Source organism: Pseudomonas palmensis, assembly GCF_049942755.1.
Classification (GTDB): Bacteria; Pseudomonadota; Gammaproteobacteria; order Pseudomonadales; family Pseudomonadaceae; genus Aquipseudomonas; species Aquipseudomonas palmensis.
In genome coordinates, this window is the sequence record NZ_CP187958.1 from 2,109,619 (window position 1) to 2,125,249 (window position 15,631).

Here is a 15,631-nt window from a genome sequence, read left to right on the forward strand (position 1 = left end):
GCCGAAAGGCGCCGGGACATTTCGCAGAACCTCTTTCTTTCGACGTGACGGCCTGACCTCAAGCAGGCACTGCCGCGCACGGACGACCGTTGGCATGGTGGGATTATATGGACGTAGTCGGAGACGACCGCGAGTACGAGTGGTCGCTGGATGGGCAACGCTGGTTGCAGGATGCCCATGGCAGGTTCTCCCTGACCCACGTCGCCGGCAAGGCGCTGGAAGACGCGCAGCCCGACCTGGACTTTCTCGTCGGTGCGCAGCAGGCGCCCGGTGCGCAGGGCTGGCTGCCGGCCAGCTTCCGCCATTGCCCGCAGACCGGTACAGCCCTCACACCCGTGCGCTTCGACCGCCAGCAACGCTGGTTGCCGCCCTATGGCAACGGCAGCGGACGCCGGGTGGTGGAGGGCAGTTGCCGGCTCGACGGTGCCGAACACACCCTCGCCGCGCTGTACCGCAAGCTGGACGGCGCCACCCCGCGCAGCCTGAACACCGCGCACAAGTACGACCAGCTGCCACGCAAGAACGGCTTGAATTTTCTCGTCGCCAACCTGGGCGGTCATCGCGAGGCGCTGTTTGCGCTGGCCCGCGACGGCAGCCTGTTCCGCTGGCAGCGCCAGGCCCAGGAGTGGGCGGCGCTGTTGCCGCACAGCACCCCGATCGGCCGTTGCAGCCTGCCCAGCTGGGCGTGGGGCGTGAGCCTGCGCGAGGTGGGCGAACAGCAACGCCTGCTGCTGGCCTGTGACGAGGGTGCCACCGAGGTGCGCGTCGACCCGCTCGATGGCCGCTACCATGTCGACCGCTGCCCGGGCCGTGCCATCGCCGCCCCCGGCGATCTCGACGACCAGGTACTGATCCCGCAGCAGATGCCCGACGGCAGCTTCAGCCTGGTGGCACGCCACAATGAACAGTGGACCCTGCACCCCATCGCCCACGCCAACCCGGCGCACCTGCAGGGCCTGTCCGCGCCACTGCGCGACCCGGCCTCGCGGCGCCTGCTGTGGATCGGCGCCCACGGCTACCTCAGCGTCAAGCTCGGCGCACAGCTGGACGCCCAGTGGCTGAGCTGGCCCTCCGGTGCCCAGGCCCGCCCCGAATACGGCCCGCCGTTCGTCAACGGCTACGGCATCTGGCAGCAACTGTTCGAGGGCAGCGAGCAGTACTGCCTGCGCCTGGACTCGGACGAACGCAAGGAAGTCAAAGGCTCGCGCCTGAGCACCGGGCACCTGAACTACATGTTCAACGTGCGCCTGGATGCGCCCTGGGGCGAGCACGACGTCGACAACACCCCCACCCGGCGCGAAGTGGTCTACCCCTTCATCGAGTTCATCGACAGCCAGTACCTGCTGTCGGTGCGCGTCGAGTGGCCGTCGAGCCTGCAACAGTTCTTCGGCAACGACCAGGCCATCGACAGCCAGTTCTGCCTGGAACGCGTGGGCCAGCCGCCCTTGAGCATCACCCTCAAAGTGGCCCAACCCTGGAACGCCCAGTGGTTCTTCCACGACAACGCCCTGTGGCTGTACATCGATTCGACTGGAGCGCTCTACCGATGGAACGCATGAACCGTCTGCTGCGCCGTGGCCTGCTGCTGGCCCTGAGCCTGGTGTGCCTGAGCGCCCAGGCGCAACCGCTGCGCCAGGTGTTTCTGGTACAGAACTCCGGCTGGATGGAGCCGTTCTACCTCGACCCGGCTTCGGGCTTCAAACCGCTGATCACGCAACTGGCCGCCACCGCCGCCGGCAACGGCGAAGTGGTGATCGGCGCCTTCAACCAGGCCGACAGCAGCCACCCCTCGCCGCAATGGACCTACCGCGGCCCCGGCACCCACGCCAAGCTCGGCGACAGCGTCAATGCCCTGGCCCTGGCACGCAAGGCCAGTGGCGCCTATGCCGACACCGACTTCAAGGAAGCCCTGCTGGCCGCGATCAAGACCGGCCTGGAAGGGCGCGAAGGCATCATCTGGATCGTCACCAACAACAAGAACAGCCCCAACAACAGCAGCGAGACCCAGCTCAAGAACCGCGAGTTCTACGACCTGCTGCACAAGGAAGACGTGATCAGCCGCATCGCCGCCTTCCCGCAGAAGATGCCGGTCAAGAGCAGCAACTTCGAAGCCAACGGCCTGATGATCTACGCCCTGGCCTACGGCGCCAATGCCGGTGCCGCGCTGGAACAGGTGCTGGCCCAGCCGGCCCTGGCCAAACTGCTGAACGACGCGCGTGTACGCCTCAAGCCGCTGACCCAGGCCGCCGTGCGCTTCATCCCGACCGGCGTCAAGGACACCCCCGACGTCAGTGCAGAGCTGGCCCCCGACCAGCAGACCGTGGTGCTAAACATCAACGTCGACGGCTCGCCCAAGACCGCGGTGTTGCTGGGCCGCTTCGAGAACCAGTTCAACCCCTACCAGATCCACTCGGCCAAGGTCGCGATGAGCCTGGACATGCCCGGCGAAGCCCTGCAGTCGGCGATCTCGATGGACCGCATCGAGAACCTCGAACCCGGCGCCCGCTCCGACGAGCTGTCGATCAGCCTGCAACTGCCGCCGCTGCCGTCGCAGTGGTCCAGCGAAGTGCTGCTGTCCAGCGGCTACCAGCGTGCCGGGGCCATCGAAGTGCGCCTGAGCGAGCAGCAACTGCAGATTTCCCAGCAGTTCATCGAGCGCATGAACGAGCTGTTCCCCAACGATGCACTGCCCGATGTGTTCCTGCCGTCCAGCGAAGCCAGCGCTTCGGCTACCCGCCTGCCGATTGTGCTGCAGATCAGCTACCCGCTGGGCCCGGTGCTGTTGCTGCTGGCCCTGCTGGTGCTGGCGTTGATCGGCCTGTTGCTGGCCAAGGCCCTGATCGGCGGCAAGAAGCCGGTCACGGTGATGGTCGAAGGCATCGCCCAGCAATACCCGCTCAAGCCGTTCAGCAGCGCCAGCGTCTATGACGCCCGGCAGAACAAGGTCGCGACCGTAAAGCGCGGCCTGTTCGGCGCCACCCTCGAAAAACTCGCCGCCGACGTCGCCGTGCGCCTCAAATAACCCAGGACCCCGATCATGACCCAGACCAGCTCCCTGCCAGCCCCCGTAGAAAACGACGCCGCACCGGCCACCACCACCTCCACCCTGAGCGTTCCGGCGCCGCTGATGGACCTGGGCCCGAAAAAGGTCGACAGCCGTGACGCCCTGATCGGCGTGGCCGTGCTGGTGGTACTGGCGCTGATCTTCTTCGTGATCAAGAACGCCTACGCCAACTGGCGCGTGCGCGAGCGCGTGGCCCCCAGCCGCGCCAACGCCTCGGGCTGGTTCCTGTTCCTGGGCCTGCTGCTGGTGTCGGCCATGGCCGTGCTGGCGGTGATCAACTCCGGTCAGTTCCTCACCCCGCTGTACCTTGCACCACTGGCTGGCGTGGCCGGCATTTCGCTGGTGGCCTGGCTGATGACCTTCTCGGCCAAGCGCTGAGCCCGGCCTGCACTGCCCGCGTCAGGCCTGGCCTGACGCTTCAATTTGATCCACGGATTTAGCCCGCCGACCCGATTCGGCCAGCCCAGCCAGGGCTCATGGAGTTTCAGATGAACGAGAATGCACAACCTTCCGGCCCGGCAGCGCTGAACATGGTCAGCGAGAAGATCCACCCGACGCTGTTCATCGCCCTGGGCGGTACCGGCATGAAGGTCAACATTCGCCTGCGCCGGCGCATTCTCAATGCCATCTGGGGCGGCAACAACCAGGTGCAGCAGATTGCCGACTTCCCCCTGGTGCAGTTCATCAACTTCGACCTGGATGCTGGTGAAGTCACCCAGGACGGCAAGTCGATCAAGACCGACGTGCTGGCCGAGCAAGTGGCCTTCACCTCCGAAGAGAAGATCATCGAGCCGCTCAACCTGAGCAAGTACACCCACTCGATGGACGAGCTCAACCGCCACCGTGAAGTGGCCGAATGGTTCCCGCTGACCCCGGACAAGATCCGCGCCCTGGGCATCGACCCCTCCAAGGGCGCCGGGCAGATCCGTGCGCTGTCGCGCCTGTACTTCTACGACAAGTACCCGGTGATCCGCGACAAGCTGCGCGACAAGGTCGGACGCCTGCTGGCCAACATCGGCGGCAACGCCGACAAGCTCAAGAAGCTCGGCCTGGAAATCGACCCCGGCAAGATCCGCATCGTCATCAGCGGCTCGGCGGCCGGCGGCACCGGGTCCGGTTCGTTCCTGGACATGGGCTACCTGGCCAAGGCGATCCTCAAGGAACACAACATCGCCGGCAAGGTCGACCTGTTCTTCGTGTTGCCCGGCGGCTTCCATGCCTACAACACCGAGCGCGTGCAGGCCAACGGCTACGCGGCGCTGATGGAGCTGGAAACCAGCATGCGCGGCAACCGCCTGGTCAAGCACTGGGACGCCACCGACAACCTGTTCATCGACAACCGCCCGTACGATGACGTCTACATCATCGACAACAGCAACGTCGCCCAGGCCAAGACCAGCGACCAGGAAGACGTCTACGAGATGCTCTCGGACGTGCTGTTCACCGACTTCACCTCGCAGGACTTCGCCAACAAGAAGCGTTCGATCGCGGTCAACCAGAACCAGCACAAGATCCGCTCCTACACTGTGCGCCTGCCCCAGGACTACGGCGACGACACCGAGCTGCGCTTCCCGTGCTCGTACTCCTCGCTCGGCCAGGCCGTGCTCGACACCCAGATCGATGCGCGCCAGAACGTGCGCCTGAGCCGTCAGGTACAGCAGATGCTCAAGGCGTTCTTCGGCATTGCCAACGCCTCGGCCAACGACAACCGTCCTACCGACCGCGAGCGTGACGACTTCCTGCGCGAGCAGCTGAACGTCACCCCGCGTACCTTCACCGAACTGCCGGACTTCCTGTCCAAGGTCGAGCTGACCCTGGCCACCGGCGAGTTCACCCACTACCAGATCGCCGACGATCTGCTGCTGGTGGAAGGCGACAACAGCATCACCGCCCAGATCGAGCAGAAGGTCGAAGCGTTGTTCGAACGCCTGCACAGCGGCGGCGCCGACAAGGACCAGTGGCTGACCCACGTGCGCGAGATCCAGCAGCAGCTGGAACGCGACACCAAGGGCAGCAACATCGACAGTGCCGAGCGCAACCACGAAGTGCGCATCAAGGAAAACCGCCAGCGCCGCCTGGCCGAACTGGTGCGCGAAGACGCCCTGCCGGAAAAACTCTTCCGTCGCCTGGACGACGATGAGCGCGGTGGCCTGGACTACACCCTGGCCCTGGTCGAGATGCTCAAGGACCGCCTGGAAAACGAAGGCAGCGGCATCATCCCGGCGCTGGAAAAGAACGCCGCACGCTTCAAGGAACTGGCCGAGAAGCTGGAGTCCTCGGAGCTGGCCCGCGAATTCGAGCGCCTCAAGGAAACCACCGGCGGCGGCCTGATGGCCCGCCTCAGCGGCAAGGACAAGCAGGCCGAGACCGTGCTCACCCAGGTCAAGGACACCCTGCGCGACAGCCTGTTGTTCTACGTGCGCCATGTGGCCGCGCGCGAGGCGGCCCAGTTGCTGCGCGAGCTGTCCGACTGGCTGGGCCGCAAGGAGTCGGTGGACCAGAGCGGTCGTGCGGTGTGGAACGGCTTCGTCGGTCGCCTGCAGGACGGGCGCAACGCAGTCGACCAGCTGCTGCGCCGGATCGAGACCGACATCAGCAAGATCGACGCCAGCATCAAGGAAAAACACGCCACGCTGATCCCCCTGGCGCTGGTGCAGAACAGCGAAGAGCAACCGGTGGACGGCGCCCAGGTGCGCGAGTGGGCCAAGGACGCATTCAAGGACTTCGGCGGCTCCAAGACCCTGTTCGGCAAGCTGCAGGACGAGGAGGGCCAGGAAGAGCTGCTGTCCAAGCTGCGCGCCAAGGCCGTACAGCAACTGCCGCGCCAGACCCAGGGCACCGACCCGCTGCTCAGTGCGCTGGCCGCGCTGACCCCGGACGAGCAGCGCGAGAAGTTCCGCCAGCTGCTGCAACGTGCCATGCCGTGGACCCCGCTCAACCTCACCGGCGGCTTCGGCATCGGCAAGGACCGCTACACCTGCCTGGTCGGCGTGCAGGACGCCAATGAGTTCAAGCGCACCTATGGCGCCATGCTCGGCCAGTGCCTGCCACAGGGCACCGGCATGACCGCCGGGCAGATCCAGTTCGTCGAGTCGGGCACCCCGGGCAAGCTGATCTGCTTTACCGAGCTCAGCGGCTTCCCTCTGCCGGCGCTGACCCCGCTGCCGACCTACCTGGCCAGCTACCGCAAGGAAAGCACCACCATCCCGCTGCACAGCCACAAGCGCATCAGCCAGTTCGTGCAGCCGATCCAGTTCACCCAGGAGCAGTACCGCCAGTTCGCCGAGGACTTCAAGCTGTACCTGCACGCGGTCGTGATGGGGGTACTGCGCCGCAACCCGTCGGAACGCTACGAACTGATGATCGACCAGGACTACTTCAGCGTCGGTGACGAGTTCGCGATCCGCCAGAACGGCCTGAACCAGCTGCAGCGCAAGGACATCGAAGACCAGCTGCGCCAACGCTACGAGCAACTGCGCAGCCCGCAGCAACTGGCAGCCATGGTCGCGCTGTTCGAAGACCTGCGCCGCGGCGCCTACAAGCCGCAGATGCGCCAGGACGAAATCGGCGTGTCGTCGCTGTACCAGACCTTCCCGTACAAGATCGCCGAGCTGCTGAAAAACGAGTACGACAACCGCCTCAAGCGCCAGGCCCCGGACAACGCCGAGCGCCTTGTCGAGCAGGCGCGCGCGTTGCTGCAGCAGTTCACCGAGCCGGTCAGCGGCTCGCGCGCCGATGTGTACCGCGACGAAGTGCACGACGAGCACAGCGAGAAGCGCACCCTGCTCAAGGACTTCTTCACCAGCGGCTGGCTCGACAGCCTGTTCCAGCCGGCCGCCAGCACAGCGCCAGTTGCCGCCCCCATGCCGGGCATGGCGCCACCGCCGCCACCAGGCGCAGCCGGCATGGTGCCGCCGCCGGTGGCCGCACCGCAGTACAGCTACCACCTGAGCGTGGCCGGCACCAACTATGGCCCGTACACCACCAGCCAGTTGCAGCAGTACGTGCAGACCGGCCAGGTGACCCGCGACAGCCTGTTGTGGCGCGAAGGCATGGCCGCCTGGCTGGGCGCCGGGCAGATCGCCGAGCTGGCCCACCTGTTCGCCCCGACGCCCGCCGCAGCGCCGCCTGTCGGTACTCCACCGCCCGTTGCGCCGATGGCGCCACCGCCTGTGAACTGAGGAAGGCCCCATGTCCGCATCCGCGAAAAATCCGGCCTTCCCGCTCAACTGCGCCAGCAGCGCGTGCAACCAGCCCCTGAGCGGCCCGGTGGCGTTCTGTCCGTACTGCGGCGCCAGCAGCCAGGTTGTGGCCGCTGCACCCGCCGCGCCGGCGCCGGTGGTCGTGGTGAGCGCGGCCCCGCCCCCCATGCCCGCAGCGGCGCCCGCGCCGGAGATCGAACCGGTGCACACGCTGGCCCCGGCAGGCATCGTGAGCACACCGGTAGTGACGCCGCCGCCCGTACCGCCGGTAGTGCAGGGGGCGCCGGCTGCCAAGTCGCGCAACCTCGGGCGCAAGCTTGCCCTGGCCGCCGGTGTGGTTGTGGCGGTACTCGGCTACGGTGCCTACCAGGCCAGCCAGCGCCAGTCGCTGCAGCAGTTCGAAGCCGAACTGGCCGCCGGCCAGGCTTGCCTGCGCAGCAGCCAGTTCGACTGTGCGCTGGAAAAAGCCGAAAGCGCGCTGCGCATCGAGAGCAAGGACCCGCGCGCCATCAGCCTGCTGCAACGCGCCCAGGCCGGGCTCGAGGGCCAGCAGCGCGACCAGCAGGCCAAGGCCCAGGCGGCCGCCGCTGCGGCCAGTGCGGCAGCCGCTCGTCAGGCTGCTGCCGAACGGGCGCAACGCGAGCAGCAGGCCCGTGAGCTGGCCACCAAGGAGCAGCAGCTACGCGACGAGCAAACCCAGCTCGCCAAACGCCAGCAACAGCTGGAACAACAGGCTCGCGTCGTGCAGCCGGCGCAGCAGCGTCCGCTCACCACCCCGCGCCCGCCCGTACAACGACCTGCCAGCGCAGCCAATGCCGGGCTGGTGGGCCAGCAACTGAGCCAGGCACGCAGCGCCCTGGCCCGTCGTGACGGTGCCACCGCCCGTTCGCTGGCCAACAGCGTGCTCAGCCAGGACCCTGGCAACCGCCAGGCGCAGATCATCCTGCGCCAGGCCGAGCAACTGCGCGCTCAGTCGTTCAATACGCCTAAGGGCCTGGGCGGGGTGATCATCGAGTAGCCCGCGCTATAGCGTCTCGCCGGGCTCGCCCGGCAGCTGCTCGTCCAGGTGCACCCAGGGCAGCCGGCTGTCGGTCCAGATATGCCGGCGCGGCTGCACCTGCTCCGGTGCGTCCAGGGTGGTGATGGTGATATCGATGCTTTCGGGGCTCAGGTCGGTGGTCAGCGCCATGTGCGCGCCACAGCGGCTGCAGAAGTAGCGCACGCAGCTGGCCGACGAGTCGTAGCGCTGCGGCGTGCCCAGCAGCCACTGGAAGTCCTCGCAGCGCACCGTCGTCCAGGTCACCAGCAACCCGCCGGTCACGCGCCGGCACACCGAACAATGGCAGTGCGCGACATCCTCCAGCGCACCCGCCACCCGATACCGCACGGCGCCGCAATGGCAGCCGCCTTCATGCACTTCGCCCATCCTCGTCGCTCCTGCAGACCCGCACTGGTTGATGAAACCTTCTGTCGCCTTTGTGCTGCCGAAAGCTGGCTGAAAGCTTGGGCACTTAGCATCGCCTCACCTCCGGCAAAAGACCGGTCAGCCAGGGCTCTGACTTTACTGCAGTGCCCGGCCCAATCAACAACAACAATGGTGATACTGATGTCCTTCCACGCCCGCGTTCTGCCTGCCCTCCCGCCGTCACTCCCAGCACCGCGCACCTTGCGCTGATCCGTTCGTCCCTTTCTCGACGCGCCTCGCCTGGAGTAACTGCCCCATGCTGACCTTCCTCGGCTTCGCCATGGTCATCACCTTCATGTACCTGATCATGACCAAGCGCCTGTCGGCCTTGATCGCGCTGATTCTGGTACCGATCATTTTCGCCCTGTTCGGCGGCTTCTCGGGCGAGATCGGCCCGATGATGCTGCAGGGCATCAGCAAGCTGGCACCCACCGGCGTGATGCTGATGTTCGCCATTCTGTACTTCGCCCTGATGATCGACTCCGGGCTGTTCGACCCAGCCGTGCGCAAGATCCTCAAGCTGGTCAAGGGAGACCCGCTGAAAGTCTCGGTGGGCACCGCCGCGCTGGCCCTGGTGGTATCGCTGGACGGTGACGGCGCCACCACCTACATGATCTGCGTGGCCGCCATGCTGCCGCTGTACAGCCGCCTGGGCATGAGCCCGCGGATCATGGCCGGCCTGATCATCCTGGCCGGCGGGGTGATGAACATGACCCCCTGGGGCGGCCCCACCGCCCGCGCCGCCAGCGCGCTGCACGTCGACCCGTCGGACATCTTCGTGCCGATGATCCCGGCCATGGCCTTCGGCGTGTTCGCCATCCTGGCCATCGCCTATATGTACGGCAAGCGCGAACGTGCCCGCCTGGGCGAACTGCACCTGCCGGGCGATGAAATCGACCACAGTGAAATCAGCGTATCGCAATATCCCGACGCACGCCGGCCCAAGCTGCTGTGGTTCAACGGCGCATTGACCCTGGCCCTGATGGTCGCGCTGATCGCCGGCCTGCTGCCGCTGCCGGTGCTGTTCATGATCGCCTTCAGCATCGCCATGGTGGTCAACTACCCGTGCCTGCAACAGCAGAAGGACCGCGTCGCGGCCCACGCCGGCAGCGTGCTGGCGGTGGTGGGGCTGATCTTCGCGGCGGGCATCTTCACCGGCATCCTGTCCGGCACCGGCATGGTCGAAGCCATGTCCAAGAGCCTGCTGGCGGTGATCCCCGAAGCGATGGGCCCGTACCTGGCGGTGATCACCGCGATCGTGAGCATGCCGTTCACCTTCTTCATGTCCAACGACGCCTTCTACTACGGCGTGCTGCCGGTGCTGGCCGAAGCTGCCAGCCACTACGGCATCAGCCCGGTGGAGATGGCCCGTGCCTCGATCGTCGGGCAACCGGTACACCTGCTCAGCCCGCTGGTACCCTCGACCTACTTGCTGGTAGCCCTGGCCGGTATAGAATTCGGCGATCACCAGCGCTTCACCCTCAAATGGGCGGTGCTGGTGTGCCTGTGCATCATGTTCGCGGCGCTGCTGATGGGAATTTTCCCGCTGTTCAGCAGCCTATAATTCATCCGTTTCATCCCAACGCTTGCGCGTCGACCCCTGCGCCGCGCAACGCCCCACACGCTCGAAGGAACACACATGGAATGGCTGACCAACCCGGAAATCTGGGTTGCCTTTTTTACCCTGACGGCTCTCGAGATCGTCCTGGGCATCGACAACATCATCATGATCTCGATCCTGGTCAGCCGCATGCCCAAGCACATGCAGCAGCGCACCCGGATCTTCGGCCTGGCGCTGGCGATGGTCACGCGCATCCTGCTGCTGCTGTCGATCGCCTGGGTCATGCGCCTGACCGCCGACCTGTTCCATGTGTTCGGCCAGGGCATTTCCGGGCGTGACCTGATCCTGTTCTTCGGCGGCCTGTTCCTGTTGTGGAAGAGCTCCCAGGAGATCTACCACGGCCTCGAAGGCGAGGACGAAACCCACGACGAGCCGTCTTCCGGCAAGGCCGGTGGCAAGTTCCTGTACACCATCATCCAGATCGCGATCATCGACATCGTGTTCTCGCTGGACTCGGTGATCACCGCAGTGGGCATGGTGTCCCACGTGCCGGTGATGGTGGCGGCGATCATCGTCGCAGTGCTGGTGATGATGCTGTGCGCCAGGACCATCAGCGAGTTCATCGACAAGCACCCGTCGCTGAAGATGCTCGCGCTGTCGTTCCTGATCGTGGTCGGCACCGTGCTGATTGCAGAAGCCTTCGACGTGCACGTACCCAAGGGCTACGTCTACTTCGCCATGGCCTTCTCGCTGGCGGTGGAGGCGATCAACATCAAGATGCGCACCGCGGCGGCGAAAAAGAAACAGCAGAGCGACCCGGTGAAACTTCGCAAGGACATTCCGGGTCAGTAACACTGGCTGCGTTGAACAACAGGCCCCGAATGGGGCCTTTTGTCTTTTGGGAGGGCAACGCGCCAGCGAAGTTGCCCGAACCGGCGCGCGAGGTTTCAAAGCCTGTGCATGCATGCCATGCTGGCGCCACGGCCCTTGGCCGACTACAGCTTAAGTGAGCACTGGAAAAAACCGCCGGTCACCAGGCCAGGCTCACCGCGTCATCCACTTGCCCCACTGGGGCGCCTTAACAGGGGGCCGTAAGTATGCTGACCCTGCTCAACCTGCTCTCGGCCGTGGCCCTGCTGATCTGGGGCACACATATCGTACGTACCGGCATCCTGCGGGTGTACGGTTCCAACCTGCGCCGATTGCTGAGCCAGAACATGGCCAAGCGGCCCCTGGCGTTCATCGCCGGCATCCTGGTCACGGCCATGGTGCAGAGCAGCAACGCCACCGCGATGCTGGTGACCTCGTTCGTCGGCCAGGGCCTGATGACCCTCACCCCGGCCCTGGCCATCATGCTCGGCGCCGACGTGGGGACCGCGCTGATGGCGCGGGTGCTGACCCTGGACCTGTCGTGGCTGTCGCCGCTGCTGATCTTCCTCGGGGTGATCTTCTTCCTCTCGCGCAAGCAGACCCGCGCCGGGCAACTGGGGCGCGTAGGCATCGGCCTGGGCCTGATCATCCTGGCCCTGCAACTGATCGTGGAGGCCGCTGCACCGATTACCCAGGCCCAGGGCGTCAAGGTGCTGTTTGCCTCGCTGACCGGCGACATCCTGCTCGACGCCCTGGTGGGCGCGCTGTTCGCCCTGATCTCGTATTCCAGCCTGGCCGCGGTGCTGCTCACCGCCACCCTGGCCGGCGCCGAAATGATCAGCCTGCCGGTGGCCATCGGCCTGGTGATCGGCGCCAACATCGGCAGCGGCCTGCTGGCGTTCCTGAGCACCAGCATGCAGAACGCCGCCGGGCGCCAGGTGGCGCTGGGCAGCCTGCTGTACAAGCTGATCGGCCTGCTGGTGGTCATCCCGGTGCTCGACCCGCTGGTGCACTGGATGGACAGCCTGACCTTCAGCCCGCAAGAGCTGGTGATCGGCTTCCACCTCATCTACAACACCCTGCGCTGCCTGGCCCTGCTGCCCACCGCGACGCCAATGGGGCGCCTGTGCCGCTGGCTGCTGCCCGAGCGCGAGGAAACCAACGGCCACGCCAAGCCCCGCCACCTGGACCCTGCCGCGCTGGACACCCCGAGCCTGGCACTGGCCAACGCGGTGCGCGAGACCCTGCGCCTGGGCGACCTGGTCGACAGCATGCTCGATGCCATGCTCAACGTGCTGCGCGGCAGCCAGACCGCCCTGACCCAGCAGGTGCGCACCCTCAGCGACGACGTCGAGGGCCTGTACAACGCCATCAAGCTGTACCTGGCGCAGATGCCCCGCGAAGACCTCGGCGAGCACGACAGCCAGCGCTGGGCCGAGATCATCGAGCTGGCGATCAACCTCAAGCTGGCCAGCGACCTGATCGAGCGCATGCTGCGCAAGGTGCAGCAGCAGAAGACGTCGCAGCGCCGCGAGTTCTCCCAGGTGGGCCTGGAGGAGCTGACCGTGCTGCAGACCCAGCTGCTGTCCAACCTGCGCCTGGGCCTGTCGGTGTTCCTCAGTGGCGACCCGCACAGCGCACGCCAGCTGCTGCGCGAGAAGCGTCGCTTCCGCGCCCAGGAGCGGCGCCTGGCCCATGCCCACGTCAGCCGCCTGCAGCGCAAGGTGGTGCAGAGCATCGAGACCAGCTCGCTGCACCTGGAACTGATCGCCGACATGAAACGTCTCAACTCGCTGTTCTGCAGCAGTGCCTATGCGGTACTGGGCGGCAGCGATACCGGCGCCCTGATGATCGACAGCGTACCGGACGATGCCCATTCGCCTTGACCCGGCGCTGCCCCGAACCCGTGCAAGGAAGCCTGTGATGCGTTGCCTGATGTTCATCTGCCTGTTGCTGGGCGCCTCTTCAAGCTTTGCCCTCGACCGCACCCAGGTCGAGGGCTACCTGTTGCCCAACGGCCTGCAGGTGCTGCTCAAGCCCGGCTACGAGCGCGACCATGTGTCGATCCGACTGGTGGTGGGCATCGGCTTCGACGACTTCCCGTGCGCGCGCCAGGAACTGCCGCACCTGCTCGAACACCTGCTGTTCAGCGGTATCGACGACACGGGCGAAGGCGGGCTGGAAGAACGCATGCAGGCCCTGGGCGGTGAATGGAACGCCTACACCAGCAGCGCCGACACCACCTTCGTCATCGAGGCCCCGGCGCGCAACCAGCGCAAGGTGCTCGACCTGCTGCTGGCCGTGCTCCAGGACACACGTATCGATGCCAACGCCTTGCAGGTGTCGAAGAGCATCGTCGAGCGTGAAGACGGCGGGCACTACACCCACCTGCAGCGCTGGCTGGACCGCCAGGACCTCGGCCACCGTGCCAGCGACCAGCTGGCGGTGGAGCTGGGGCTCAAGTGTGCCGAGCGCTCCTCGGTGCAGGACATGACCCTGGAAGAAGTGAATGAACTGCGCCAGCACTGGTACGCCCCCAACAACATGAGCCTGATCGTGGTCGGCGGCCTGGACCGCGTGCTGCCCGCCTACCTGGAGCGCACCTGGGGCCAGCTGGAGCCGGTGGAACCGGGCGAGCGCCGGGTACTCGATGGCGTGACCCACAAGGCCCAGGCACGCCGCGAGCTGATCCGCGGCTGGCTGGGCGACAGTGCGCGGTTGCACTGGATGTTCCTGGAGCCGGTACTGGATGAAAACCACGACGCCACCTACGACCTGCTGCAGCGCTACCTGGACTGGGCGCTGTATCGCGAATTGCGCCTGCAGCACAGCCTGTCGTACGGGCCGTCGGCGCAGCGCGAGCGTTTTGGCGACACCGGCCTGTTGAGCCTGAATGCCGACCTGGACAGCGATCAGGTCGAGCCGGCCGAGCAGATCCTGGGGCAGATGATCGAGCGCCTGCGCAAGGACGGCCTGGACCGCGCCACGTTCGAGCGCATCAAGGCCGCGGCAATCGCCCGCGAAGCGTGGACCAGCCAGGGCAACAGCGCGCTGGCCGACTACTACTGGGGAGCGTTGAACGACTATGCCGACGGTCGGGTCGGCGAGGCGAAGACCCGGTTGCGCGAGGTCAGCCTGGAGGATGCGGATGCGGCGCTGCAGGCGCTGTTCGCCGAGCCTGGGTATGTGCGGGTAGAGAAGCCGTTGCTGGGGTATGACCAGCTGTATGGGTTGGGGGCACTGGGGCTAGGGCTGGTGTTCGCGGCCTTGCTGCTGTGGCGGCGACGCCGCGGCTGACGCAATCGCGGGTCAAGCCCGCTCCCACAATGATCACGTGCACCCTGTGGGAGCGGGCTTGACCCGCGATAGGGCCATTACTGACACCCGAAAGCAGCGTATCCTGTAACAGATTTTTACCTCACCCAGCGAACGCCCCACCATGCCCGCACTTCTCCTGCGCCTGATCGACCTGATAAAGCGCTACCCGGGGGTCATCGCCCTCGGCGGTTTCATTTCCGGTATCGGCAGTTTCATCCTGGTCGACCGTCAGGAAGGCCTGGCCAGCTGGGTCGCTATCCTGCTGCTGGTGAGCTGGCTGTGGCTGATGTTCGAGAACACCTTCACCCAGCTGTTCACCCGCCTGTTCAAGCGCGAGATCCCGCAGCCGCTGCTGCGCTACGCCACGCAGATGATCCACCAGGAAAGCCTGTTCTTCGTGCTGCCGTTCTTCTTCGTCACCACCACCTGGAACAGCGGCCAGCTGGTGTTCACCGGCCTGCTGGCCGGCGCCGGGCTGGTGTCGATCGTCGACCCGCTGTACTACCGCTGGCTGGCGCCGCGCCGCTGGCTGTTCCTGGCCCTGCACACCCTGACCCTGTTCGCCGCGCTGCTCACGGCGCTGCCGATCATCCTGCACCTGACCACGTCGCAGAGCTTCAAGCTGGCGCTGGGCATCGCCATGCTGCTGTCGTTCCCGAGCCTGGCCAGCAGCTTCCCGATCAATCACTGGCGCCGTGCCGCCATGCTGGTGCTGGTCACCCTGGCCGTTGGCGGCAGCGGCTGGCTGCTGCGCTCGTGGGTGCCGCCGGCGACCCTGTGGATGACCGAAGTGGCCATCAGCACCCAGCTGCAGAACCGCACCCCCGGCGACAGCCTGGAGCAGGTCAGCGCCAGCCAGATCCGCAGCGCCGGGCTCTATGCCTATACCGCGATCAAGGCCCCGCGCGGCCTCAACGAACGCATCTACCACGTATGGAAACAGGACGGCAAAGAGGTCGATCGCATTGCCCTGAACATCAATGGCGGGCGCAAGGAAGGCTACCGCGCCTGGACCCACAAGCAGGTGTTCCCCAGCAACCCGGTCGGGCACTGGCAGGTGCGCGTGCTCACCGAAGACGGCCAGGTGATCGGCGTGCTGCGCTTCGAGGTGGTTGATGACGGTCAAGCATCCGTCGCCAAGTGACGCTATG

At 66.1% G+C, this 15,631-nt stretch carries 11 protein-coding genes; 10 read left to right on the plus strand and 1 reads right to left on the minus strand.

Translation table 11 applies throughout. From position 1 onward, the window contains the following. The first annotated feature begins 107 nt into the window (after positions 1-107). The 5 genes from ACPRTJ_RS09615 (at position 108) to ACPRTJ_RS09635 (ending at position 8,284) form a co-directional block, all read left to right on the plus strand. Positions 108-1,559 carry a hypothetical protein gene (locus ACPRTJ_RS09615; protein WP_426428700.1) on the plus strand — a complete coding sequence of 484 codons (1,452 nt, stop codon included), beginning with the start codon at positions 108-110 and terminating at the stop codon, positions 1,557-1,559. Continuing rightward, a complete protein-coding gene (locus ACPRTJ_RS09620) occupies positions 1,547-3,022 on the plus strand; it encodes a hypothetical protein (RefSeq protein WP_043862324.1) in 1,476 nt (491 codons plus the stop codon). The genes ACPRTJ_RS09615 and ACPRTJ_RS09620 overlap by 13 nt, the downstream gene beginning before the upstream one ends. A 15-nt stretch (positions 3,023-3,037) precedes the next feature. Next, on the plus strand, positions 3,038-3,442 hold the full coding sequence (locus ACPRTJ_RS09625) for a hypothetical protein (protein ID WP_054916013.1): 405 nt from the start codon (positions 3,038-3,040) through the stop codon (positions 3,440-3,442). Positions 3,443-3,552: 110 nt separating this feature from the next. Further along, the gene (locus ACPRTJ_RS09630; RefSeq protein WP_054916014.1) at positions 3,553-7,245 is read left to right on the plus strand and encodes a tubulin-like doman-containing protein; all 3,693 of its coding nucleotides are present in this window, start codon (positions 3,553-3,555) and stop codon (positions 7,243-7,245) included. A 10-nt stretch (positions 7,246-7,255) separates the two neighbouring features. After that, entirely contained in the window at positions 7,256-8,284 is a 1,029-nt protein-coding gene (locus ACPRTJ_RS09635) for a hypothetical protein (protein WP_426428703.1), read from the plus strand. A 6-nt stretch (positions 8,285-8,290) separates the two neighbouring features. Here the strand turns inward: ACPRTJ_RS09635 and ACPRTJ_RS09640 are convergent, their stop codons facing one another. Further along, on the minus strand, positions 8,291-8,692 hold the full coding sequence (locus ACPRTJ_RS09640) for a GFA family protein (protein WP_426428705.1): 402 nt from the start codon (positions 8,690-8,692) through the stop codon (positions 8,291-8,293). A gap of 295 nt (positions 8,693-8,987) precedes the next feature. Here ACPRTJ_RS09640 and ACPRTJ_RS09645 point away from each other — a divergent pair, with 295 nt between their 5' ends. The 5 genes from ACPRTJ_RS09645 to ACPRTJ_RS09665 all read left to right on the plus strand — a co-directional run bounded on the left by ACPRTJ_RS09645 (position 8,988) and on the right by ACPRTJ_RS09665 (position 15,624). Further along, positions 8,988-10,295, plus strand: a complete 1,308-nt coding sequence (locus ACPRTJ_RS09645; RefSeq protein WP_043862320.1) for a CitMHS family transporter — start codon at positions 8,988-8,990, stop codon at positions 10,293-10,295. Positions 10,296-10,370: 75 nt separating this feature from the next. Beyond that, positions 10,371-11,144 (plus strand): TerC family protein, encoded by a 774-nt coding sequence (locus tag ACPRTJ_RS09650; protein ID WP_043862319.1) that lies wholly within the window; start codon positions 10,371-10,373, stop codon positions 11,142-11,144. A 245-nt stretch (positions 11,145-11,389) separates the two neighbouring features. Then, positions 11,390-13,048: a Na/Pi cotransporter family protein gene (locus ACPRTJ_RS09655; protein ID WP_043862318.1), complete on the plus strand. Its 1,659-nt coding sequence runs from the start codon at positions 11,390-11,392 to the stop codon at positions 13,046-13,048. 37 nt (positions 13,049-13,085) lie between these two features. Then, on the plus strand, positions 13,086-14,459 hold the full coding sequence (locus ACPRTJ_RS09660; RefSeq protein ID WP_426428708.1) for a M16 family metallopeptidase: 1,374 nt from the start codon (positions 13,086-13,088) through the stop codon (positions 14,457-14,459). Between the two features lie 142 nt (positions 14,460-14,601). After that, positions 14,602-15,624 carry a DUF5924 family protein gene (locus ACPRTJ_RS09665; RefSeq protein ID WP_054916017.1) on the plus strand — a complete coding sequence of 341 codons (1,023 nt, stop codon included), beginning with the start codon at positions 14,602-14,604 and terminating at the stop codon, positions 15,622-15,624. Positions 15,625-15,631 lie beyond the last annotated feature (7 nt).

Coding starts and splice junctions, on each gene's coding strand:
- ACPRTJ_RS09615 (WP_426428700.1), top strand. CDS start 108: ATGGACGTAGTCGGAGACGACCGCGAGTACGAGTGGTCGCTGGATGGG.
- ACPRTJ_RS09620 (WP_043862324.1), top strand. CDS start 1,547: ATGGAACGCATGAACCGTCTGCTGCGCCGTGGCCTGCTGCTGGCCCTG.
- ACPRTJ_RS09625 (WP_054916013.1), top strand. CDS start 3,038: ATGACCCAGACCAGCTCCCTGCCAGCCCCCGTAGAAAACGACGCCGCA.
- ACPRTJ_RS09630 (WP_054916014.1), top strand. CDS start 3,553: ATGAACGAGAATGCACAACCTTCCGGCCCGGCAGCGCTGAACATGGTC.
- ACPRTJ_RS09635 (WP_426428703.1), top strand. CDS start 7,256: ATGTCCGCATCCGCGAAAAATCCGGCCTTCCCGCTCAACTGCGCCAGC.
- ACPRTJ_RS09640 (WP_426428705.1), bottom strand. CDS start 8,692: ATGGGCGAAGTGCATGAAGGCGGCTGCCATTGCGGCGCCGTGCGGTAT.
- ACPRTJ_RS09645 (WP_043862320.1), top strand. CDS start 8,988: ATGCTGACCTTCCTCGGCTTCGCCATGGTCATCACCTTCATGTACCTG.
- ACPRTJ_RS09650 (WP_043862319.1), top strand. CDS start 10,371: ATGGAATGGCTGACCAACCCGGAAATCTGGGTTGCCTTTTTTACCCTG.
- ACPRTJ_RS09655 (WP_043862318.1), top strand. CDS start 11,390: ATGCTGACCCTGCTCAACCTGCTCTCGGCCGTGGCCCTGCTGATCTGG.
- ACPRTJ_RS09660 (WP_426428708.1), top strand. CDS start 13,086: ATGCGTTGCCTGATGTTCATCTGCCTGTTGCTGGGCGCCTCTTCAAGC.
- ACPRTJ_RS09665 (WP_054916017.1), top strand. CDS start 14,602: ATGCCCGCACTTCTCCTGCGCCTGATCGACCTGATAAAGCGCTACCCG.